The 21,614-nt window shown below is 57.2% G+C and carries 22 protein-coding genes; 11 read left to right on the top strand and 11 right to left on the bottom strand.

Features of this window, described 5'->3' with window-relative positions; genetic code table 11:
- Positions 1 to 86 precede the first annotated feature (86 nt).
- Complete coding sequence (locus tag HQL63_04605; protein MBF0176115.1) at positions 87 to 1,847, bottom strand: right-handed parallel beta-helix repeat-containing protein; 1,761 nt, start codon at positions 1,845 to 1,847, stop codon at positions 87 to 89.
- A gap of 242 nt (positions 1,848 to 2,089) precedes the next feature.
- Positions 2,090 to 2,785, bottom strand: coding sequence for an OmpA family protein (locus HQL63_04600; protein ID MBF0176114.1), 696 nt, complete (start codon positions 2,783 to 2,785; stop codon positions 2,090 to 2,092).
- A gap of 244 nt (positions 2,786 to 3,029) precedes the next feature.
- Between HQL63_04600 and HQL63_04595 the strand changes: the two genes are divergently transcribed.
- From HQL63_04595 to HQL63_04585, 3 genes are read left to right on the top strand one after another with little or no spacing between them, the layout of a single operon-like run.
- Positions 3,030 to 3,899 carry an HDOD domain-containing protein gene (locus HQL63_04595; GenBank protein MBF0176113.1) on the top strand — a complete coding sequence of 290 codons (870 nt, stop codon included), beginning with the start codon at positions 3,030 to 3,032 and terminating at the stop codon, positions 3,897 to 3,899.
- A complete protein-coding gene (locus HQL63_04590) occupies positions 3,896 to 4,213 on the top strand; it encodes a J domain-containing protein (GenBank protein ID MBF0176112.1) in 318 nt (105 codons plus the stop codon). The genes HQL63_04595 and HQL63_04590 overlap by 4 nt, the downstream gene beginning before the upstream one ends.
- A gap of 17 nt (positions 4,214 to 4,230) precedes the next feature.
- Positions 4,231 to 5,064, top strand: a complete 834-nt coding sequence (locus HQL63_04585; protein MBF0176111.1) for a hypothetical protein — start codon at positions 4,231 to 4,233, stop codon at positions 5,062 to 5,064.
- Here HQL63_04585 and HQL63_04580 read toward each other — a convergent pair.
- The 6 genes from HQL63_04580 to HQL63_04555 all read right to left on the bottom strand — a co-directional run bounded on the left by HQL63_04580 (position 5,047) and on the right by HQL63_04555 (position 10,065).
- The gene (locus HQL63_04580; protein MBF0176110.1) at positions 5,047 to 6,789 is read right to left on the bottom strand and encodes an EAL domain-containing protein; all 1,743 of its coding nucleotides are present in this window, start codon (positions 6,787 to 6,789) and stop codon (positions 5,047 to 5,049) included. The two genes, HQL63_04585 and HQL63_04580, sit on opposite strands and share 18 nt — an antisense overlap.
- A gap of 123 nt (positions 6,790 to 6,912) precedes the next feature.
- The gene (locus tag HQL63_04575; GenBank protein ID MBF0176109.1) at positions 6,913 to 7,500 is read right to left on the bottom strand and encodes an arylesterase; all 588 of its coding nucleotides are present in this window, start codon (positions 7,498 to 7,500) and stop codon (positions 6,913 to 6,915) included.
- Positions 7,501 to 7,557: 57 nt separating this feature from the next.
- On the bottom strand, positions 7,558 to 8,040 hold the full coding sequence (locus tag HQL63_04570; GenBank protein ID MBF0176108.1) for a chemotaxis protein CheD: 483 nt from the start codon (positions 8,038 to 8,040) through the stop codon (positions 7,558 to 7,560).
- Positions 8,040 to 8,999: a HAMP domain-containing histidine kinase gene (locus HQL63_04565; protein MBF0176107.1), complete on the bottom strand. Its 960-nt coding sequence runs from the start codon at positions 8,997 to 8,999 to the stop codon at positions 8,040 to 8,042. The genes HQL63_04570 and HQL63_04565 overlap by 1 nt, the downstream gene beginning before the upstream one ends.
- Before the next feature lie 163 nt (positions 9,000 to 9,162).
- Entirely contained in the window at positions 9,163 to 9,735 is a 573-nt protein-coding gene (locus HQL63_04560) for a DJ-1/PfpI family protein (protein ID MBF0176106.1), read from the bottom strand.
- Between the two features lie 30 nt (positions 9,736 to 9,765).
- On the bottom strand, positions 9,766 to 10,065 hold the full coding sequence (locus HQL63_04555) for a YciI family protein (protein MBF0176105.1): 300 nt from the start codon (positions 10,063 to 10,065) through the stop codon (positions 9,766 to 9,768).
- A gap of 216 nt (positions 10,066 to 10,281) precedes the next feature.
- On the opposite strand from HQL63_04555, the gene prfB reads away from it, so the two are divergent.
- The 8 genes from prfB to HQL63_04515 all read left to right on the top strand — a co-directional run bounded on the left by prfB (position 10,282) and on the right by HQL63_04515 (position 18,509).
- A protein-coding gene (gene prfB / locus HQL63_04550) for a peptide chain release factor 2 (GenBank protein MBF0176104.1) occupies positions 10,282 to 11,386 on the top strand; the annotation gives its coding sequence in 2 pieces (ribosomal slippage) (positions 10,282 to 10,350 and positions 10,352 to 11,386; 1,104 coding nt in all).
- A 9-nt stretch (positions 11,387 to 11,395) separates the two neighbouring features.
- Positions 11,396 to 12,898: a lysine--tRNA ligase gene (gene lysS / locus HQL63_04545; GenBank protein MBF0176103.1), complete on the top strand. Its 1,503-nt coding sequence runs from the start codon at positions 11,396 to 11,398 to the stop codon at positions 12,896 to 12,898.
- Positions 12,899 to 12,909: 11 nt separating this feature from the next.
- The gene (locus HQL63_04540; GenBank protein MBF0176102.1) at positions 12,910 to 14,154 is read left to right on the top strand and encodes a lipoprotein-releasing ABC transporter permease subunit; all 1,245 of its coding nucleotides are present in this window, start codon (positions 12,910 to 12,912) and stop codon (positions 14,152 to 14,154) included.
- Positions 14,147 to 14,848 carry an ABC transporter ATP-binding protein gene (locus HQL63_04535; GenBank protein ID MBF0176101.1) on the top strand — a complete coding sequence of 234 codons (702 nt, stop codon included), beginning with the start codon at positions 14,147 to 14,149 and terminating at the stop codon, positions 14,846 to 14,848. The genes HQL63_04540 and HQL63_04535 overlap by 8 nt, the downstream gene beginning before the upstream one ends.
- Complete coding sequence (locus HQL63_04530) at positions 14,845 to 15,498, top strand: site-2 protease family protein (protein MBF0176100.1); 654 nt, start codon at positions 14,845 to 14,847, stop codon at positions 15,496 to 15,498. Before HQL63_04535 ends, HQL63_04530 begins: the two co-directional genes overlap by 4 nt.
- 182 nt (positions 15,499 to 15,680) lie before the next feature.
- On the top strand, positions 15,681 to 16,421 hold the full coding sequence (locus HQL63_04525) for an AAA family ATPase (GenBank protein MBF0176099.1): 741 nt from the start codon (positions 15,681 to 15,683) through the stop codon (positions 16,419 to 16,421).
- Between the two features lie 305 nt (positions 16,422 to 16,726).
- Positions 16,727 to 17,755 (top strand): tryptophan--tRNA ligase, encoded by a 1,029-nt coding sequence (gene trpS / locus HQL63_04520; GenBank protein ID MBF0176098.1) that lies wholly within the window; start codon positions 16,727 to 16,729, stop codon positions 17,753 to 17,755.
- Positions 17,748 to 18,509, top strand: coding sequence for an rRNA pseudouridine synthase (locus tag HQL63_04515; protein ID MBF0176097.1), 762 nt, complete (start codon positions 17,748 to 17,750; stop codon positions 18,507 to 18,509). Before trpS ends, HQL63_04515 begins: the two co-directional genes overlap by 8 nt.
- Positions 18,510 to 18,515: 6 nt before the next feature.
- On the opposite strand, the gene HQL63_04510 is transcribed toward HQL63_04515, so the two are convergent.
- The 3 genes from HQL63_04510 to HQL63_04500 form a co-directional block, all read right to left on the bottom strand.
- Positions 18,516 to 20,513: a M48 family metallopeptidase gene (locus tag HQL63_04510; protein MBF0176096.1), complete on the bottom strand. Its 1,998-nt coding sequence runs from the start codon at positions 20,511 to 20,513 to the stop codon at positions 18,516 to 18,518.
- An 8-nt stretch (positions 20,514 to 20,521) separates the two neighbouring features.
- Positions 20,522 to 21,124, bottom strand: coding sequence for a LemA family protein (locus HQL63_04505; protein MBF0176095.1), 603 nt, complete (start codon positions 21,122 to 21,124; stop codon positions 20,522 to 20,524).
- 253 nt (positions 21,125 to 21,377) lie between these two features.
- Positions 21,378 to 21,614 (bottom strand): ROK family protein (locus tag HQL63_04500; protein ID MBF0176094.1); only part of this gene is annotated, 237 nt, incomplete at its 5' end.

Here is a 21,614-nt window from a genome sequence, read left to right as displayed (position 1 = left end):
CACCTTCGACCATGATGATCCCAAACGGTACGTCTGGCCCCCTGGACCCCGATTCGTTGCCGGGTGGTGAATGGTTGCGATCCGTTTCAAGGGGCCGTTCCGGCCTGGGAGGTTGCGGGTTGTCGCAAAGGGGGATCCAGACTGACGGCCCCTTGCAGGGGAACCTCGCTGATTTGGGACCGACCCCACCAGTTTTGCGGCGCAGTAAAGGGATCTCCGGGATCCAGATTACGGATTTCCCAGGGTGTGTTTCCGTAAATGTCGTTATTTTCGATCCGGACCTGTGCATGACGAAGTTGAATGCCGCCGCCACGGTTGTCGATGATCCTGTTCATGCCAACAAAGCCACGGCTTTCGCTGATGGTCAGGCCGCTCTTCTCCGAGTTGAGGATGTGGCTGTTTTGCAAATCCAGTTCACCATCATTCACAACCACGCCCCAGGTGTTGTTGTGCAGTTCGCCTGCCTGGAGGGCGACCTTGGCGTGTTGGGCGTTGATGCCATATCGGGCGCCACTGATAAAAATGTTGGCAAAGGTGTTGGGTCGTTGAGTGTGATCCAGAAAAATACCTTCCCAGGAGATCTCCGAGGTGGCGCTTTGCAGACGAACAGGGCGATCTGGACTCCCCAACACGACAAGGGCCCCTTTGACCACGATCCCCCTGCCACGCACCCAAATCACGGCGCCGGCTTCGATGGTCAGGGTTGCACCGGATTGGACCATGAGAGCCGGGTGAATCATGTAAGGGCCCTGGGCTGCGGTCAGGGTCGTGTCCTTGACCACCATGCCGGGCAGGGGGGACAGACGCCCTATATTCACACCGCCAAGAATATCCTCCCAGAGGTTGACAACCCCGGAACGGGTGGTCAGGCGCGCCACCGGCAAGGTGTCGATGACGCGATCCTTTTCCCGAATGGAGAAGGCGCCCACATACATTCCGGGGGATTTCTCCTGCAACGGTTGGTTGACGATTCCCGGTCCGACATCCCAGGAACCAGTCAACCCGGCTTCCCCGATGACGACAATCCGCAAAATCTGGCCAGGCAGAAGAAATCGTCCAGCCCCGCTGTGCGCCATGAAAGTGATTCGTGGGGGTGGGTCGGAGGCCCTTTTGGGGTTGGGCAGTTCCTGGGTCATCAACAGGCAAAGCCGGGTTGCCGTCTGTAGCAAGGTGGCACGGCGATGGCCAATGAACGCCCTGATGGCGGAGAGGGCTTGGCCAGTGGTATGCAGCGAGGTGTCACTCTCCAGGATGGGCAGCGACATCTTCCGACTCCAGATGAGCTGGTTTCCCTGGCAACGCACCAACTCCGCTTGCAACGTGACCTGACGCTGGGCTTGGACAAGGGCCTCCCGGCGGCCATAATCCGACAACACGGCCCGAATGACAGCATCGACGCCCAGGGCCTGGCAGACCCGTTCCAGGGGAGCGTTCCCGCCCTGTAACAGAGGGCCGAACAGATGGTGCTCCCGCAGGCGACGATCCACGGTTGGCATGGGTTCGGCGTCGTAGTTCAGGGATCTGAAAAAGTTGAAAAACAACCTCCGCACCGTCTCACCAGCGTCTGGATCCAGGGTGAGGTTGCGAAAGGGAAGAACAGCGACCTTGCGGGGCAGATCTGATCTCTCCCCATCCTTCGCCGGATGGGTCTGATTGGGAGGTGTGACGGCGGCAGGAGTTTGCTGCCGCTCCCTGTCACCTCGGGATGCGTCCTGGGTAGGCTTCGAGGTGGCTGTTGCCTTGTCGGGGAGTGAAGCTGTGGGTGGCGCCTTCTCTCCGCCACAGCCCACCACGGTGAACAGAAGAACGCCCGCAAGAAAAATCCCGGCTGAGTGACCTTTCTTCATCTGTAACTATGCCACCCGGACACGAATCGGGATCCAGGGGGCTGGCTCCCTGGCAGGTCCAGGACAGTGTCCTGGTGGGGTTCGGGGCGAAGCCCTGACAAAGGCTTTCATATCCATGCTTTTCTTGCACCTGACAAAGGCTTTCATATCCAGGCTTTTCTTGCAAGGGTGCTGAATAGTTACCTTCATCTCTTGTTATCCAGGCGACAGGGCAGAGAGGGACGATTCAGGCTTGGTGGAATTTATTGCGGAACGATCTCTACGCGCCGATTGATGGCTGCCGTCCCGGGGGTGTCGGGGAGGGGTTCGGTTGCCCCCTTGCCCACGATGGCGATGCGTTCCGGAGCGATATGATATTGGTTAACAACATAAATTTTAACACTCTCCGCCCGTTTCTCCGAGAGGGGAATATTGATGTCATCAGAACCGGTGGCATCTGTATGGCCATGCAAAGTGATGGTCAAATCCTGCTTCATATGGAGCATTTTGCCGATGGAGTCGGCATATTGTCTGGCTTTCTCCGTCAACTCGGCAGAGTTTACGTTGAAATAGAGGCCAAGCGCGACCTTTTTTCTGGCTTCCCCGCTGGCTTGTTGCTGGGGTTTCCCGGCATGCTTGCGTTGAGCTGGGGCACCTTCAGAGGGGGTTTGTTCATGGTTGCTCGTTTGAATGCTTGCATCCTCCTGGGAGGAGGGGCTGGGTTGTTGGGGGGTGTTTTCCGCATGTCCGGGTGGTTCATCGGTGAAGACGATCGCCCTTGTCTTGATTCCTCTGTATTTGATCTTTGGACTGATCTTTCCCAAGGCCTGCAACAATTCGACTTCATTGGGAACGTCCTGGAAATAGGTTGTCTTGTCTTCGGCAAAGGAAATATCCGGGGAGATCGACAAAGCTAAAAATGAGAGGAACATGAACGCGCCGATTGGTATGTTTCCCATGGGTCATACTCCTTTGGACAATCGTTTTGATTTTTTTAAAGACATATGGTACAGCATGGATTCTCTTCGTGGGTTGCCGTTCTCGCTGCCAAATCCATGGTGGGAGATCAGTGTACTCCTTTAGCATCGTTCATTGTAGTATACAATCCTTTCCGTTCGGCTTCCGGGTGGCAAGGAAATGAGGTGTGGTCATGAAAGTGGGGGAGGATTGGCGTGCGGATCGTACACAAACCCGGGAACTGCCATGAGCATGAAAACAATTGCCAGCAGGACGCGGGATTTGATCACTGGCCTTTCCATTCCTGTCCAATCTTCCATGGGGCAGAAGGTGAGGGATGCTCTCGATGGCCCGTCACCCAATCTGGCCAGTTTGACGACTGATACAGGGCAGGACATTGCCCTGGCCGGGTGTGTTCTCCAACGTGCCAACATGGAGTCGCGGACTCTGCGGGGAAGCGTGGATTCGGTGGAACAGGGCATTTTGCTCCTGGGATTGGAGAGACTGCGCCAGATTCTTCGCGACCCCATCCGGAAATCTCTCCGAGAGGGTGGAGAGAACGGCTTGTCGTGGATCTGTGAGCGTGGTGTGCAGGTGGGCCGGGTGGCGGGTTGGCTTGCCGGTGAACTGCCACGGTTGGCGGTTCACTTCCATGGCGGGGCGCTCCATCCTGTGACACCTGATACGGCCTATGCGTTGGGTTTGCTGCACGATTGTGGCCTGATGGCTCTTGGCCTTCGCCTGCCCGAATATGCCGTATTCTACCAGGAGGAAGTGACCAGATTCGGGTATATGCGGGTCGCCGAGGAGTGGCGGTTGTTCGGCACGGATCATGGTTTGGCTGGCGCCCTGGTGGCCAGAAGGTGGTGTCTGCCGGAGGCATTTTGCCAGGCCATCTGCGATCACAACCAGGAAGGTGGGATTTTACAGCCGGGCCGCAGGGTGGCCTTGCGCCATGCGGCCACGCTCTGCGGTATCCTGAATCTTGCCGAGTGGATCCTGGCTCGCAGCGAAGACCAGCCTCTTCCACGCCTTCCAGATGGCATCTTTGCCTTTTTCGGCATGGCCCCCAGTGACCTGGACAGATTGTATCAGGCCAGGAGAGAGATTGCGTGAGTGTACTGGATAAACCCGGCTATTACGAGCAGATCACCCAGGCCCGTTTGCTCCTTGGCCTGGGAGAGGAGTCCACTCTGGATGAGATCGAGACCCGCTCGCGGGCCCTGTTGATGCAATGGCACCCGGACCATGGTCAGGAAGATCCCGTCTTGTGTCATGAGAAGACTCTGGCCATACTGGACGCCGTCCGCATCATCAAGGCCTATTGCGCCCATTACCGGTACTCTTTCAGCCGTTCGGAAGTGGAAAAATATCTCCCCATGGACGAGTGGTGGCTCAAAAGGTTTGGTGAAGGGGCGGGACATTCCTGACTCGGGGAGAGATGACGATGAGATGTATTCTGCGACGACAAACGTGCTGGATGGTCCTTTGCTGCGTGGCCGTGTTGACCCCGGGGCCGGCAGGATCGGTTGGCGCCCAGGAGTGGCCCGGCGGGAGTGAAGGGTCCACGTCCGCCTCTTCCTCTGTCAATCGTGAACAGCCCTCATCCTATCAGGGGCAGGGGATACCGTATATCAACTCCCAGGCGGAACAGGACCATTGGGCGCAGCGCAGACCAAACAATGCCTCTTGGAACCAAAACCAGGGAGGAACCGGCGGCGTTGTGTGGGGATCCCAGGAAGCGGACCATGTCCCCCTGGCCCAACCACAGGCTGGCGACCGCCGGGCCAACTCCGCCTGGTCAGGTGCAACCCGGCCCTCGTTTCCGGCCCAGGATCCCGGATTCGTTGCCCATGCTTCGGGATATTACGCCGGCCCTGTCGCTCCGCCAGGTGGGTTGGCCGCTGGCGGGGGAGGGGATTGGTCCCCTTTGACGGACACCGGCCTGCTGGGAATTGGCGTTGTTGGTAACGGTCCAGAGGGGTTGCGCCGCTATCTTGAGGATCTCAGAAAGTGGCTGGGTATCAAAGATGCCCAAAAAGAGCCATGGGAGGCCTTCGGCAAGGCGGCAACGGCTTTTGTTACCAGCCGGATCAATCCCTTGACCGCGATTCCTGATATCCACCTCAACTCCGTGGATTGGGCCAAAAAGCGCACCGAGGCTTTCAGGGAGTGGTTGCAACTGCGCGAGGCGGTCGTGGCATCCTACGAAAAGCTGTACGCCGCCCTGGACGCAGGTCAGAAGGAACACGCCGACCGTTTGTCAGGATTTTTCCGATGAAGATCCCCGGTCGTTGTTCTTCTCAAGGAATTTGCCGAACTCCTCGTGGGACATCGGGCGACCGAAGAGGTATCCCTGGGCGTAGTCGCAGCCACGACTGCGGAGGTACTCCTTCTGTTCGCGGCTTTCGACCCCCTCGCCAATCACCTTGCGCTTCAGGCTTTTGGCCAGGGTCATGATGGCATCGACGAGCAGCCCTGTATCCGGGTCGTTGGTGACCTCCGGGACAAAGGCCCGGTCAATCTTGACACCGCTGACGGGCAGGCGTTTGAGTACGCTTAACGAGGAGTAGCCCGTGCCGAAATCGTCCAGCCACAGGTTGACGCCCAGTTTGCGCAGATGATCCAACATGGCCATGGCGCGGGCCCTGTCCTCACTCAAGATGTTCTCGGTGATCTCCAGGACCAGAGCAGTGGGAGGCAGGCCGGTATCGCGTAAAATGCCGGGAATTTTATCGTCCGTGGAGAGTTCCCGGCAACGGGTACAGGAGAGGTTCAGGGAGATGAAAAAGTTGCGATGATGGTCCAGAGTTCGCCATTGCTGAGCCTGGGCACAACCGGTGCGAAGCATCCACTCCGTCAGGGTGGCGATGATGCCGATCTCTTCGGCCATGGGGATGAAAATTTCCGGCGAGACGAAGCCGCGTTTGGGATGCTGCCAGCGCATAAACCCCTCGGCGCCCACGATGCGGTCGCTCTGGATGTCGACGATGGGCTGGTAATGGACAACCATCTCGTTGTGTTCCATGGCTCGGTGAAGATCCTTCTCCAGGGCCACTTTTTCCAGAGCCTCGGCCTGCATGTCCGGCGTGAAGAAGCGATAGGCGTTGCGCCCATCGTTTTTGGCGTAATACATGGCACTGTCTGCATTGCGCAGCAGTTCGTCAAGTTCCTGCCCATCGTCGGGAAAAATGGTCACTCCCACGGAACCCGAGATGAACGCCTCCTGTCCACACAGAATAAAGGGTTCTGCCAAAACTTTCAAAATTTGCGCTGCGACACGCTCGGCGTGTGGTCCACGCGCCATGTCAGGCAGGATGACGGTGAATTCGTCACCCCCCAAACGAGCGACGGTGTCCGATTCCCGATGGCAGGAGAGGAGACGGGCAGAAGCTTCGCGCAGGAGTTGATCACCGGCAGCATGACCGAGGGTATCATTGACCCATTTGAACCGGTCCAGATCAATGAACATGAGGGCCACACGGCTACGACTCCGTTTGGCACGGGTCAACTCGTGTTGGAGACGGTCCAGAAACAAGGCTCGATTGGGCAGCCCGGTCAGGGCATCATAGTTGGCTTGGTGCAGGATGCGCTCTTCGGCCTCCTTGCGCTGGCTGATATCGCGAACGAGCGAAATCAGAACCAACTCCTGGTCGATTTCGCAACGGGCCATGGTAATCTCGACGGACAGGACGCCGGCACCCCGCCGCAGCCATTTCATTTCGCTGGGCTGAAACCGCTCTGGCCCCTGGAGCAAGGCATAGGCCATATTCTCCACAGTTGGGCGGGAGTCATGATGGAATAAATCGAGGAAAGGACGTTGCGTGAGGACATCTCCGCTTCTCTCGCCCGCCATGGTGGCTGCGACAATGTTGGCAAACAAGACCCGATCTGTCTTGTGGATCACGACACCATCGGGCATCTGCTCCGCCAGCTTGAAAAAGTCGACCGCCCCCTGTGGCAGGAGGAGGCCTTGCTTGATGAGAGGGGTAGGTTCTTTTCCCATTCTGGTTCTACTTTGTCCCATTTGGTTCCACCTGAACGGGAGGAAGTTGAAGCCATTTGCCTCTTGCCGTCAAGGATTTTCCGCATACCTCAGCTGCTGATGAACGGTTGCGAGCCGGAAAAGTCACCCGGGTGGCAGCATGGGATGCAGAATATTCCAGACACCTTCCATGATCAGGCGATACCCGGCCCCATTGGGGTGGAAGCCATCCAGAAGGTTGTAACGCCTTTGGCCGGGCACGCCTGCCAGAAAGTCAGGGACAAAGGCGACGCCATGGCGTTTGGCGAGAGCTGGAAAAACGGCAGAAAACCCCTGCGGATCAACCACACCAAAAACAGCGGGGATCGACAAACCGCCCAGAATGACACGACATCCGGCATTTTGAAAGGCCAGGATGATCTCCGCCAGATTGCTCTCCATGATGGCGGTCGGGATCCCCAGGAAGGCATCGTTGGCCCCCAGGGCCACAATGACGATCCCAGGTCGAGACCGGAGCCCTACATGCAGGCGCTCCAGGGCGTCTCCGGTGGTTTCACCAGAGACCCCAGCTTGGATGACCTGATGAGCATGACCATGCTCACGCAGACGTTGCTGCAAAAGCGCGGGATAGGATTCGTTCCGATCAACGCCAAATCCCTCGGTCAAACTGTCACCGAAACAAAGAACTCCTCCCGGGCGAAATCCGCCCCCCGACAGGCCGAAGCCGAGCATATGTCACCAACAAAAAGTCCTTTGTGAACGAGCGCCGAACAGCTGCCGACAAGGCATCTATGAGGAACTGGATTTTTTCAGAAGAATAGTGCCTTCATAGGTATTATAGATCACTTTCCGGCTGACGGTGCCTCCGACATCTGCCGCCACGATGGGAACACCGTGCTCGCGCAAAATATCGCGTGCGGCATTGATATTCCGCTCACCAACGTTGAGAAGACCGCTGGCGCTTTGCAACACGGCGCCTCCGCCAAATATTTTGGCCTTCAGGGACGCCTTGCGACATCCAATGGAGACCATCCCTTCGATCAGCTTGCTGATGGCAATGTTGCCAAATTTTGGCGACGGGAGGCCATCGCCGTTCCAGAGGGGGAGCTTGAAGTGATTCATGCCGCCCAGACGCAGGGTCGGATCCCACAGACAAACGGCAATACAGGATCCCAACACCGTCGTGATCCGGAATTGCCCTTTTTTTGCGAAGAGCTGACCAGGTAACAGAAAAGGGTCGTTGCTCCTTTGCTGGTTGATGTCCGAACCCATCAAAAGGCCTCGACTTTCTCGTCGTCGAAGAAAAATTCGTTGCCATCGACCGAAAATGCATCGGCGTCTACATCCATTTCCACTTCCGGGATGGCAATGGTAAAGATGCACCCCGATTTCAGCGGTCTTACCGATCTGTTCTCCAGGGTGGAGGGGTCATCGTCGGAGAAGGTGATGTTGTTGACGGAGATGGATCCCTCCAGCATGTCGATGATCGCCTTGGTGATGCTCAGACCGAGACCATGGCCCTTGTGGGTTTTGGTCACCCCGGACTCCAACTGAACAAAACGGTCGAAGATTCGGTTGAGCTGGGTCTTGTCCACACCGATGCCCGTATCGGTCACCGATAACAGGAGACGGCCATCCCGGACATGCAGATCGATGTGGACTCTGCCATCTTCCCGGTTGAATTCGATGGCGTTGGAAAAGAGGTTGGCAAAAACCAATTGCAGCTTTTCGGCGTCGGTTTTAAAAAGAAGATGTTCATTGGCGTCGAACTGGGCCTTCCGGTTGTAACCGACGGAGAGCCGTTTGAGGAGGATGACATGCTCGAAAGAGTCCACGGTTTCCATGATCACGGTGTCAATATCCACTACGGACACATGGATTTCCGTATCTCCAGACTCCAGTTCGGCAGCGGCGAAGATGTTTCGCAGCTGAAAGTCCAGGTTGAAGGCTTCCGAGTGGATCATGCTGCTGACGGAAGAAACAATCTCATGCGTCGGGGTTTCCATGGCCATCAGTTGTTGGGAGAGTCCGAGAATGGAGGTCAACGGATTGTTGATCTCGTTTTTCATGTGGGAGACAAAGTTGCTTTTGACCCTCTCGGACGCTTCCAACTTTTTATTGACAACTTCAAGCTTTTTTGTCACCATCTTGACGTCATGGAGGGCCTGCTTGGTGTTGTCAAAGCGGGCTTTCAGTTCCTCGATGAGTTCGTCATCTGTCATTCTGCTCACGGTGAAATCCCCTGCAAAGTGAATTCACGACATCCCTCCAGTATGGCATATCATGAAATTTTTTGCTACCGGTTTGGTAGCCACTCACCACCCGGCAACGAACCAGTGCCCAGGGGTCTGGCTCCCTCCAACTTCGCTTTCTTGTCTGGCGGGTTGGAGGAGATCAAGCTGGTTGTCCGGTATGGGGGTGGGAAAGCAGGGCTTTGGCCACTTCCAACCGCTTGTCGAGCCCGGCCAGTTTTTCGATCAGGTCGAGAGCGAATACCAGGGCTGTTCCCGGACCGCGGGAGGTCACGATGGTTCCGTCGGTGACGACGGGGGTGTCCAGGATGGAGAGAGAGGGAATGGACATCTTTTCCAGGACTCCCGGATAGCCTGTGGCTTGGCGACCTTGCAACAACCCTGCATGGGCCAGGACAGATGGGGCTGCGCAGATGGCGGCGACATATTTGCCGGAGGCGGCCATTTTTTGGAGAAGCGATTTGATCCGTGGATCCTGGTTGAGACGTTCCGTTCCGGGAAGGCCACCAGGCAGGACGATCAGATCGAACTCCTGATCGATCACCTGATCCAGTGTGGTGTCCGGGAGCAGAACCACCCCCCGGCTGGCTTTGACGGGTTGGTCATCCAAGCCGGCAGAGACCACTTCGATGCCTGCCCGGCGGAACAGGTCGATGAGGGTGACAGCCTCCATCTCTTCGCACCCTTGGGCCAGTGGAACAAGTACTCTTTTCATGACATGCTCTCCTGTTGGGGGATATGACCTTCAGGGAAGGACTTTTTTGAAGGGTTTGACCACAACATGCCTATAAATCCCGGCGGCCACATAGGGATCCTGATCCGCCCAGGCCTGGGCGGCAGCCAGCGAGGAAAAATCGGCCACCACCAGACTGCCCGTAAAACCTGCTTCGCCCGGATCCTCGGAGGGGATGGCAGGGAACGGACCGGCAAGCAACAAACGCCCCTCCCGGGACAACGCTTCAAGACGGGCCAAATGCGCCGGTCGGGCCTGGCGCCGCAAGGGCAGAGAGTTTTCTACATCCTGACTCATGATGGCATAATACATGTCTATCCTTCCCGATAAATGATGTGCTCCCTCCGGCATCCTCCATCATGTTGGTCTGGTGCGTCAAGAGGATGTCCAGGTTTGGTGTTGGGAGCAGGCGCTGTTTTTTGCCAAATGAAAAAAATGCTCCAGGGCAATTCACCTCAAAATAGGTTAGCATGGACTCAAGAGGGGATTGTTTTGCAGTTGGTGAAAAACCCGTGCATTGGGGAGACCATGGAAGAGAACATACAAAAAATTTTCGACACCGTTCGGGAGAAGTTGACCCTCCTAAGGGGGCATCTTTGACTATGAGCATGGACGAAAAAGACTCGAAGAGCTGACAGTCCTCAGCGCAGACGCCGATCTTTGGAACAAGCCGGAGAAAGCCCGGGAGATCATGCGGGAGAAAACCCGGCTGGAAAAAACTATCGGTGAATGGGATCGCCTGGATCAGGAACTCAAAGACGCCCGTGACCTGTTGGAGCTGGCCCGCAGCGAAGGGGATGCGGACGTGGAACAGGAGGTCGCCGCCCAGGCGCAGGAGATGCTGACCCGGGTCGAGGGTATGGAGTTGCAGCGGATGCTCTCCGGCGAGGCGGATATGAACAACGCCTTCCTGGAGATCCATCCCGGCGCCGGCGGTACCGAGTCCCAGGATTGGGCGGAGATGTTGTTGCGCATGTATCTGCGCTGGTGCGATGCCCATGGTTTCAAACACGAACTGGTTGACTATCTGCCCGGAGAAGAGGCCGGTTGCAAATCGGCCAGTATTCGAGTGGAGGGGGAGTTTGCCTACGGATTCCTGAAAACCGAGGGCGGAGTGCATCGGCTTGTGCGCATCAGTCCGTTTGATGCATCGGCGCGGCGGCACACATCGTTCAGTTCCGTCTATGTCTACCCGGAACTGGATGACCGCATCGAGATCGCCATCGATGAAAAGGATCTGCGCATCGATACCTTTCGGGCCTCGGGGGCAGGTGGGCAACACGTCAACAAGACCAGTTCCGCCATTCGCATCACGCACCACCCCTCCGGAATCGTGGTGCAATGCCAGAATGGCCGGTCGCAGCACCGCAACAAGGACGATGCCTTCAAAATGTTGCGGGCGCGTCTCTACCAGATGGAGTTGGACAAGCGGGCCGAAGCCGCCCAGGCAGTCGCCGACGCCAAGACCGATATCGGTTGGGGTCACCAGATCCGTTCCTATGTTCTGCACCCCTACCGCATGGTCAAGGATGTGCGCACCGGCGTGGAAACCGGCAACACCGATGCGGTTTTGGATGGTCACCTGGATCCCTTCATCCGGGCCGCCCTGGCCCAGAGAATCATGTCAGTTTGAGGAGTCTCCATGTCCAGCGAGGAAAATCAGCATATCGCCAGTCGCAAGGCCAAGGTTGAGGCGTTGCGCAGCGCTGGGATCAATCCCTATCCCAATGATTTCAAGCCCGAGACAAAACTTGAATGGATCCGTCGGGAGTTTGGTTCGGTGACCGACCCAGACAGTTTGACCGGGATCCAGGTGCAGACGGCAGGACGGGTCATGCTGCTGCGCAACTTTGGCAAACTGACGTTTGCCACGTTGCAGGATGCGACGGACCAACTCCAGATTGCTGTCCAACGGGATGCCGTGGGCGCGGAGACCTATAAGGAAATTTTTCGCAAGGTGGAGGTGGGCGACATTCTTGGCGTGGTTGGGACGTTGTTTCGTACCCAGACCGGCGAATTGACCATACGGGTGAACGCATTCCGTCTTCTGGCCAAAGCCCTGCGCCCCCTGCCGGAAAAGTGGCATGGCCTGGAAGATGTGGAGACTCGTTACCGTCAGCGCTATCTGGATCTGATCGTCAATCCCGATGTGCGCAATCTCTTTCGCACCCGCTCGGCAATCATTCGTTTGATACGGGAGTTTATGGAAAGCAAAGGGTTTTTGGAGGTTGAAACCCCCATGATGCATCCCATCCCTGGCGGTGCGACGGCGCGGCCTTTCGTGACGCACCACAACGCCCTGGATGTCGATCTTTATCTGCGCATCGCCCCGGAACTTTATCTTAAACGGTTGATTGTGGGTGGATTTGAACGTGTATTTGAGATCAACCGCAATTTTCGCAACGAGGGGTTGTCGGTCCGGCACAATCCCGAATTCACCATGATGGAGTTTTATCAGGCTTATGCGGATTATCGGGACTTGATGGATCTGACCGAAGAGTTGATTCTCCATCTGGTCTTCCAGACGTGTGGCCAACCCTGGGTCATTCACCAGGGGCGCAAGATCGACTTTACTCCTCCCTGGCCCCGCCTGACCCTGGACCAGGCGTTGGTGACCTATGGCGGGGCCGATGCCGAACAGGTTACGAACATCGACTATCTTCGGCAATATCTGCGGGATAACGGGGTCACCCCCGATACTGCCGCCGATACGGGTCAACTGCTGCTGACCGCTTTTGAAACCGTGGCGGAGAGCCGATTGATTCAACCCACCTTCATCATGGAGTATCCCATCTCCGTTTCACCTCTTTCCCGCCGGTGTGACACCAATCCGGAGGTAGCCGAACGTTTTGAACTCTTTGTGGGGGGGTGGGAAATTGCCAACGCCTTCTCGGAGCTGAACGATCCGGAGGATCAGGCGCAGCGTTTCCAACGCCAGGTCGAAGCCCGGCAGGCCGGGGATGCGGAAGCGATGCACTTTGATGCCGATTACGTTCGCGCCTTGGAGTTCGGTATGCCCCCCACCGCCGGCGAAGGGATCGGCATTGACCGATTGGTGATGCTTCTGACCAATGCCGCTGCCATTCGTGAGGTTCTTTTGTTTCCCCAGTTGCGTCCCCAGGTTGCCCAGTCAGAGTCAGAGTGAGATCCGGCGCCATGTTTTCACAACGGTATGAGTGGCTGATCGGCCTGCGCTATTTGCGGGCCAAGAAGTCACAACATTTCATCGGGGTCATCACTCTGATATCGGTGGGAGGGGTTGCTCTTGGGGTGGCGGCCCTCATCGTCGTTCTTGCGGTGATGACGGGTTTCAAGGAGGAGTTGCAAAAGCAGATTCTGGGTGTCACCAGTCATGTGGTGGTCCAGTACCCGGGCGGACGGATGCCAGATTATGAAAATGTGCTGAAGCAGGTGGTCCATTCCCCCAACGTAGTGGCCGCCTCGCCTTATATTCTGCAACAAGCCATGCTTCTTGCCAGTGGCGTGGCAGCAGGGGTGGTTATCCGGGGGATCGACCCGGAGCGGGAGAGGGAGATCTCCTCGCTGGCCAAGAATCTGAAGCGTGGATCGATGGACGCCCTGCATGGCTATGGCATCATTCTTGGGAACCGCCTGGCTGCCAACCTGGGGGTCCATCTGGGCGATACTCTGACGGTGGTTGCACCCGTCGGCAACGTCACTGCCTTGGGAACCATGCCGCGCATGAAACGGTTCCGGGTGGTGGGGGTGTTTGACTCCGGCATGTACGAATATGACAAAACCCTGGCTTACATCCATCTGGCTGACGCTCAGGTTTTTTTCCGTTTTGACGATCAGGTGACCGGCATCGAGATCCGTACCGCCAACCCTGATACCGCTTTTGTCACCCGCAGCGACCTGGAGAAAAAGTTGGCGTATGAATATTCGGTCCAGGATTGGATGCAGATGAATCACAATTTTTTTCGGGCGTTGCAAATTGAAAAAGCCACCATGTTCGTCATTTTGTTCTTGGTGGTGTTGGTGGCGGCCTTCAACATCATATCCAGTTTGATCATGGTGGTGATGGAGAAGGGGCGGGATGTGGCCATTCTCAAAACCATGGGCGCCACGGCGAACAGCATCATGACCATCTTCGTCATCAATGGGGGGGTGATCGGTTTGGCGGGAACGTCGATGGGAACGATCCTGGGGCTCTCTTTGGCCTTCAATCTGGAAATCGTTCTTCAGTTCATCGAAAAGCAGTTCGGCATTCGTTTCCTCTCTGGAGATGTCTATTTTATCGACCACTTGCCTTCGGTGGTGTTACGCTCCGATGTCATCATGGTGACCTCCATCAGCTTGTTGATTACCCTGCTGGCGACCCTCTATCCAGCCTGGCGTGCGGCGCGGGTCGATCCTGTGGAGACCCTGCGCTATGAGTGAGACCCCATTGTTGGAAGCTCGGGATGTGCTCAAAACGTTTCGGACCCCTGCTCAGAGTCTGGATATTCTCAAGAGGGTTTGTCTGCGTCTGGAAGTGGGTGAAATGGCTGCCTTGCAGGGGGTTTCTGGCGCCGGCAAGAGCACCCTGATCCAGATTCTGGGTTGTCTGGATCGCCCCACCTCGGGTCAGGTTTTGTTGAACGGGCAAGATATTTTTGCCTTGCGACCGGTGCAGCAGGCCGGCATGCGCAACCGGCACATCGGGTTTGTCTACCAGTCGCATCGTCTTTTGCCGGAATTTTCTGCGGTGGAAAATGTCATGATGCCATTGCTGATTGGGCGGCACCCCCGCGAGATGGCCCGGACACGGGCGGAGGAGATCCTCACCGAAGTGGGACTTGCCGACCGCATGCATCACAAGCCAGGGCAGCTTTCCGGGGGAGAGCAGCAACGGGTTGCCATTGCCCGGGCGGTGGTGCATGGGCCAGACCTGCTTTTGGCCGATGAGCCGACTGGCAATCTGGATTTGCAAACAGCCGAAACCGTTTTCCAAATGTTCATGGAGTTGAACCGGCGGCGGCGTCTGACCTGCCTCATGGTGACCCACAATCCCGAGTTGGCGGCCCGTTTGGATCGGCGTTTTCACCTGCGGGATGGTCATTTGCTCGAAGTCACAGCCGAGGGAAAATCATGACGGATACGGTGGATATTCTGCAAAAGATTCTTCTTTGGGGACCGGGCATCCTGTTTGCCATCACGCTCCATGAGTGGGCGCATGGTTACGTGGCTTCCCGCTTTGGCGATCCCACCCCGGGCATGATGGGGCGGTTGACCCTCAATCCCCTGCCGCATATCGATTGGGTTTGGACGGTGTTGGTTCCCATCGTGTTGTTATACACCGTCGGTTTTGCTTTTGGGGGCGCCAAGCCGGTGCCAATTAATCCTCGTTATTTTCGAGGCTCGTTTCGGGTGGCCCTTTTTTGGGTCTCGGTGGCGGGTCCACTCATGAATCTGTTTCTGGCCACGGCATGTGCATTGGCGGCTCGCATGGTCGTACAGTTGCCGCCTTTTTTTTCCATGCCCTTGTTCAACATGTTCGAAGCGGCCATTGTCGTCAATGTGGTTCTGGCGGTATTCAATCTCTTTCCAGTGCCACCCCTGGATGGGGGGCGGGTGGTCGCTGTGTTGTTGCCCCCGTCCTTGAGTCGTTATTGGTCATCCCTGGATCGTTATGGTTTGGTTCTGGTGGTCATTTTGGCCATGAGTGGCATCTTGGGCAAGATGATCAACCCTGTGGCCGGGTGGTTTTTGACGCTGTTTGTGGGGATGGCCGGCTCGACATAAAAAAACGATTGAAAAACTGGGATGGAGGTCCATGAGGAAGGGCTGCGCCCTTCCTCATGGCGGGGTTTGGGGCCAAGCCCCGATGGGGTCCGGGGTGAAGCCCTGACAAAGGCATTCCTGTCCAGGCTTTTCTTGAAGGGGTGGTGAATTGTTACTTTTTTTCAGGAAGAGAGTAGCCTGTCGTGCTGAATGAATTCACCATAAAACATTTTAAAAGCCACGCCGACTCGACTCTCAAGCTGGCTCCTCTGACCATGCTCATAGGTGCCAATGCATCGGGAAGAGGAGGTAATAAACCTTCCCTAAAGTTTAGCGATCAGTCTCCTGTATTCAATCAATTTAATAGTCCATGGCACTTCAGGCAGCAAAATCCAAAATCAAGAGATATTATTTTAAAAGCGAACACTGCGATTCGTTCTTGCTTGAGCAATATACTGTTTCTTGATTTGGTTGTTGGCAAAATGCGTGGGTATAGTCACATAAAAGAAAAAAACTTGATCGGAGATGGCAGAAATATATCCAGTGTTCTGTATCATCTTTGGGGTGAAGACAAAGAGGGTGGCGACGGCTTGACCAAGATTGAAAAGGAAAATCGTGAGAATATATTAAAATTTATCAGTAGTTTACCGGAACAAAAAATTGAAACCATCTCCTTTATCAAAACGGCTCGGGAAGATGTCATGCTCGAACTGAGTGAAACATTTGGAGGTGCTTGCAAAAAATTTGATGTGAGCGAACTTTCGGACGGCACCCTGCGCGTACTGGCTATGGCTGCTGCTTTATTGTCGGTCCCCGATGGGAGCATGGTGGTCATGGATGAGTTTGACAATGGCATCCACCCCAGTCGCGCCAAAGCCATTTTAGAACATATTGATTTTTTTGTCGGAACATCGTCGTTTGTGCGTATTTCTGACCAACCATAACGCGGCCATGCTGGATGCTTTGCCTGTGCGGGCCATTGCTGATGTGGTGTTCTGTTATCGAGAGCCCGTGGATGGCTACAGCAAATTTGTTTTACCGATTTGTCTATGATCAAGGATTGGGAGAAAGTGTGTGGACGGCATCCTCGATCCAGGGTAAGGATTTGGTCACTTGACAAACATCTTGCCGGTTATGATAGAAAACCGGGTTGATGCCAGATAATTATATTTTTAAGTTAATTTTCAATCATTTGACGGATAATTATGTTAGTGATAACACATGATGCACCCGTGAAGGAGACGTTAGCGTGAACGAAAGCAACACAGCGCAACCCATCGTTTTTTCCGGGGCGCAGCCCACGGGCCAGTTGACCATCGGCAACTATTTTGGTGCCCTGCGCCACTGGGTGGCCATGCAGGAGAGTTACGATGGCCTGTTTTGTATCGTCGATCTGCACGCCCTGACCGTGCGGCAGGATCCCGCCGAACTGCGCCGGCGCTGCCTGGAACTAGCCGCGATTTATCTGGCTTGCGGCCTGGATCCACAACGCAGCGTGCTGTTCATCCAAAGCCATGTTCCAGCCCACGCTGAACTGGCTTGGCTGCTTGCCACGTTTACCCAGATCGGCGAATTGGAACGCATGACCCAATTCAAGGACAAGGCCCAACGGCACAAACAAAACGTCAATGCCGGCCTCTTTACCTATCCGGTCCTGATGGCCGCAGACATTCTGTTGTATGGTACCCACAAGGTGCCTGTGGGCGAGGATCAAAAGCAACATCTGGAACTGACCCGGGATGTAGCCTTGCGCTTCAACAATCTTTATGGCGAGGTTTTCCAGGTTCCGGAACCGCTGATCGCGGAGGAGGGGGCGCGGGTCAAGGATCTCCAGGATCCGACCAAAAAAATGTCCAAAAGCGCTGAATCGGAGCTGGCTCGGGTGATGATTCTGGATGCACCCAAGGAGATTTTAAAAAAATTTAAAAAGGCCGTGACCGACAGCACCGCATCCATTCGCTTTGACGAGGCTGGACAACCTGGTGTGACCAATCTTCTGGATTTGTGGTGTGTGGCCACCGGACAAACCCGTGCAGCGGCCTTGGACCATTTCAGTCACAACCTCTACGGCAAGTTGAAGGTGGAAACCGCCGAAGCAGTCATTGCGCAGCTGGAGCCGATTCAGCAGCGTTACCAAAAGTTGATCGACGACCGGGGCGAATTGGAACATCTCCTGGAACAGGGCGCCGGACAGGCCCGGGCCCGGGCCGAGAAAATCATGCGCCAGGTGATGGATACCCTGGGCCTGCCGTTGGGCAGGAGTCGCTTCCATGGATGAGTCGCCGGGGACGCGCCTGCAAAAATGGCTGGCCGAGGCGGGCCTGTGCTCGCGCCGCGAAGGGGAGACATGGATCCAGAGTGGCCGGGTCGCCATCAATGGGGAAGTGGTGACCCAGCAGGGTGTGCGCGTGCTGCCCGGAGATGTGGTAGCCCTGGATGGACAACCGGTGCAACGGGGACGCCTGGAACGGTTGCTCCTGGTCCTGAACAAGCCGCCCGGGGTGATGTGTACCCGGCATGATCCCGAAGGTCGCTCTACGGTATTTGATCTGCTCGGCCCAGACGCACCACGGCTGGTGACGGTGGGGCGATTGGACTACCTCTCGGAAGGGATGATCCTGTTGACCAACGATGGCCTGCTTGCCCATCGCCTGATGCATCCCCGGCAGGCCGTGGAACGGGTTTATCGGGTGCGCGTCCACGGCAGGGTGAGTCCGCAATCGTTAGCGCAATTGCGCAGAGGGGTCGAACTGGACGATGGACCCACCGGCCCCTTGGAGATCACCCTGGATCATACCGGAGGGGCCAACAGTTGGCTGACTCTGACTCTGCGTGAAGGTCGCAATCACCTGATCCGGCGCATCTTCGCCACACTCGCCATGGATGTGTCCCGCCTGATGCGGATCGCCTACGGGGGCGTGCAGATGGGGGAGTTGCCTGTCGGCAGGTGGCGCTCCCTCGATGCCACCGAGAGTTTGCGGTTGCGGCGCGTGGCCGGGTTCAAACCCAACGTACCGGGAAAAAAATTCTGATCCCGGTTATGGGGCGGCAGGAGGCGGCATGGGGCACCCGAGCAGGGCCAGCACCGTACGCAACAACTCCGCCTCGCCCGCCGTCAGATGGCCATCAGCCGCCACCGTGGTTATGCACGCCCTGGCCAACTCCCGCTTGAGCTGCGGCGTCTGGGTGGCCAATCGTTGTAGAGAGTGAATGACCTGCTCCGTGGCCACCGGCTCGGGCATCTCTTCGGTCGCCACCATCGGCAGCAGGGCCGCCCCGGCAGCAAAGGCCGCCTCCTGGGCAGCCGGCTCCACAGATCCCGCCCGCGCCAACGCCGCCAGCACCCGTGACAGATCCTTCGGTCGCGCCCGACCCGCCGAGGATGGCCGCTCCGGTTGCAACACCCGCTCCAGTACATGAGAGAGAACCGCCTCGAACAGGGTGACCCGCCCATCCGTCTGAATCAATGCCTGCACACTCTGCCACAGCCGCTGGCGTGATGCCGCGTCAAGGGCTTTGAGCGCCTGTGGCATGAGCTGCACCAACGTCAGTCGCACCTCCCCTGGCATCTGCCGAAGCTGCCCCCACAGCCCCAGGGTGATGTCAGCCAGGCCGGGCTCCCCTGACTCGGCCAGCAACACCAACTGGCGCCCTCGCACTGTGGCATCATTGTCCAGCAACAGGGCGCAGGCCATTGCTTGGGCCTGCTGGGGCTGTCGCAGGGCCATTACCAGGGTTTCGGGGATGGTCTCCTTCAACCAACGGGCAAAGTCCACTTGCGCCGTGTCCAGGGTGCCGATGGAGGCCATCAGCCCCTCCACGTCGACCGCTATCGACTGTTGCCGTGGGTGGACCATGATGGCCATCGCCGCCAGGTGGGCAGGGGCACCGCTTCCCGCCACAGAAGCGGCCATCCTGCCCCTTTGTTGCGGCTGTTCGCGATGGGACGCGATCTGTGACGTTCCCTCCCTGGTCGCTTGCGCAGCCAGGGAATGCGGTTGTTCGTCGTGAGGTGCGATTTGCGACGTGGGGGGCAAGGGGCTCATTGGCGACTGGGAGAAAATGGCCTCGATGCGTTGTTCCAGGGGAGGATGGGTATCAAACAGCCCAAACAGGCGGGTGGCCCCCTCGCCGAACAGAAAATGACCCGCATCCCCCGTTTTGGGATGCTTCATGGCGCTCCCCGCATCCCAGGTGCGCAGACGCTCCAGGGCACTGCCGATGGTGGTGGGATCGCGGGTGAACTGCACTGCCGAGGCGTCGGCCAGAAACTCCCTCTGCCGGGAGATGGCCGACTGAATCATGCGGCCAAAAAAATAGCCGATCCAGCCACTGATGAAGAGCGCCAGACCCAGAGCACCCCCTGACGATTTCTTGTCGCGAGAGTGGGAAGAGTTGCGCATCATCATCTCGCCGATGGAGGCGATGGTGGTAATGCCTGCCAATACCCCCAGCAGGCGGATGTTGAGACGCATGTCGCCGTTCAGAATGTGCGAAAACTCGTGGGCAATCACCCCTTGCAGCTCGTTTCTGCGAAACGCTTCGAGGGCCCCCCGGGTCACCCCGATGACCGCCTGGTCAGCCGCGAAACCGGCGGCAAAGGCGTTGACTCCCGGTTCCTCGTCGAGCACATAGACCGGTGGCACAGAGGTGCCGGAGGCGATGGCCATCTCCTCCACCACATGGAGCAGTTGGCGCTCGTCGGCGTCACGGGTAGAGGCATCGACCAGCCGTCCCCCCAACTCCTCGGCCACGGTCGCGCCACCCCCGCGCAGTTCCCACATGCGCCAGAGCATGCCAATGGCGATCACGACCAAGGTTCCCACGGACACCATCAGCAGCTGCTCCGGCTGCCAGAAGAGGGTTGTCCACTGTTTCCAGTTCCAGGCGACCGGATCCCCTTTCTCTCCCACCACCACCAGCATCACCATCGCCACATGCAGGGTGAGGATGATGCCGACGACGGCCAGCACAAAGTAGGCGATCAGGATTCTGGTGCGCCGCCTGGCCCGATGTTGACGATCGAAAAAATCCATGGCAGCAATCAGAAGGAGACCTTGACGGCCTTCCTCTCCTCGGGGACTTCAATGGATTCAAGTTGGGCAGCCTCCTGAAAACCGAACTTTTCCACCAGCAGGTTGGCGGGAAACGACTCCCGCGCGGTGTTGTAGTGCATCACCGCGTCGTTGTAGGCCTGCCGGGCGAAGGCAACCTTGTTCTCGGTCGTGACCAATTCCTCGGAGAGTTGGCTCATATTCTGGTTGGCCTTGAGGTCTGGGTAGTTTTCCGCCAGAGCGAAAAAGCCCTTCATGCCGCTGGCGAGAGAGGCTTCGGCGGCAGAGAGCGCCCCCATAGCCTGGGGATCGCCCGGGGCCTGCATGGCGGCGCCGGCGGCGGAGACGGCCTGGTTGCGGGCTTTGATCACTGCCTCCAGGGTGTCGCGCTCGTGGGCCATGTAAGCCTTGGCGGTCTCTACCAGGTTGGGAATCAGATCAAAACGTCGCTTGAGCTGCACATCGATCTGGGCATAGCCGTTCTTGATGCGGTTTTTCAGGCCGACCAGACCGTTGTAGAGCACGATCACGTAAAGAACGAGCAACACCGGCACAGTGATGAGGACGATGAGGACGATGGTTTGCGTGGACATGGCGTGACCCCAAGACGGTGAATGATGGGGCAACTGTACCCCACGCTAGAGGAACAATCCACCCTGCCCGGTCAGTTCGGCTACCCCGTCAGAGGTTCATCCCCTCGATCACCGGTTTCACCCGGTAAATTGTCCCACCGGGGGCCGCACCACACCCGGAAATCGTTGCCGTATCAGTCCCGCACGTTCGGTCAATGATCTGTAACTATTCAGCGCCCTTTCGAGAAAAGCCTGGATATAAAAACCTTTGTTATTACTCCCCGGCCACCCCGTTCGGGCCTTGCACAGGCCGTCCGGCCACCACCAGCCCACTTCCCGCCCCGGTCCCCAGAATAACCCCGAATACCGAATGTTGCCCGGCGCCCGCCCCATCGACCGCCTCCGACAGGGCGAAACAATCGGCGTCGTTGGCCAGTCGGACCGGCCTCCCCAACCCTTTGGAAATCTCACTCTCCAAAGGTTTGCCAATCAGGGCCACCGAATTGGAACA

Source organism: Magnetococcales bacterium (genome assembly GCA_015231175.1).
Classification (GTDB): Bacteria; Pseudomonadota; Magnetococcia; order Magnetococcales; family DC0425bin3; genus HA3dbin3.
This window is presented reverse-complemented; position numbering and strand designations above follow the sequence as displayed.

Bases quoted from the DNA above. Each gene is read 5' to 3' on its own strand.
- HQL63_04535 (MBF0176101.1), top strand. From the start codon at position 14,147: ATGAGTGAGACCCCATTGTTGGAAGCTCGGGATGTGCTCAAAACGTTT.
- HQL63_04560 (MBF0176106.1), bottom strand. From the start codon at position 9,735: ATGAAAAGAGTACTTGTTCCACTGGCCCAAGGGTGCGAAGAGATGGAG.
- HQL63_04515 (MBF0176097.1), top strand. From the start codon at position 17,748: ATGGATGAGTCGCCGGGGACGCGCCTGCAAAAATGGCTGGCCGAGGCG.
- HQL63_04600 (MBF0176114.1), bottom strand. From the start codon at position 2,785: ATGGGAAACATACCAATCGGCGCGTTCATGTTCCTCTCATTTTTAGCT.
- HQL63_04580 (MBF0176110.1), bottom strand. From the start codon at position 6,789: ATGGGAAAAGAACCTACCCCTCTCATCAAGCAAGGCCTCCTCCTGCCA.
- HQL63_04555 (MBF0176105.1), bottom strand. From the start codon at position 10,065: ATGTATTATGCCATCATGAGTCAGGATGTAGAAAACTCTCTGCCCTTG.
- HQL63_04540 (MBF0176102.1), top strand. From the start codon at position 12,910: ATGTTTTCACAACGGTATGAGTGGCTGATCGGCCTGCGCTATTTGCGG.
- HQL63_04595 (MBF0176113.1), top strand. From the start codon at position 3,030: ATGAGCATGAAAACAATTGCCAGCAGGACGCGGGATTTGATCACTGGC.
- HQL63_04570 (MBF0176108.1), bottom strand. From the start codon at position 8,040: ATGGGTTCGGACATCAACCAGCAAAGGAGCAACGACCCTTTTCTGTTA.
- HQL63_04575 (MBF0176109.1), bottom strand. From the start codon at position 7,500: ATGCTCGGCTTCGGCCTGTCGGGGGGCGGATTTCGCCCGGGAGGAGTT.
- HQL63_04605 (MBF0176115.1), bottom strand. From the start codon at position 1,847: ATGAAGAAAGGTCACTCAGCCGGGATTTTTCTTGCGGGCGTTCTTCTG.
- HQL63_04505 (MBF0176095.1), bottom strand. From the start codon at position 21,124: ATGTCCACGCAAACCATCGTCCTCATCGTCCTCATCACTGTGCCGGTG.
- HQL63_04510 (MBF0176096.1), bottom strand. From the start codon at position 20,513: ATGGATTTTTTCGATCGTCAACATCGGGCCAGGCGGCGCACCAGAATC.
- lysS (MBF0176103.1), top strand. From the start codon at position 11,396: ATGTCCAGCGAGGAAAATCAGCATATCGCCAGTCGCAAGGCCAAGGTT.
- HQL63_04585 (MBF0176111.1), top strand. From the start codon at position 4,231: ATGAGATGTATTCTGCGACGACAAACGTGCTGGATGGTCCTTTGCTGC.
- HQL63_04530 (MBF0176100.1), top strand. From the start codon at position 14,845: ATGACGGATACGGTGGATATTCTGCAAAAGATTCTTCTTTGGGGACCG.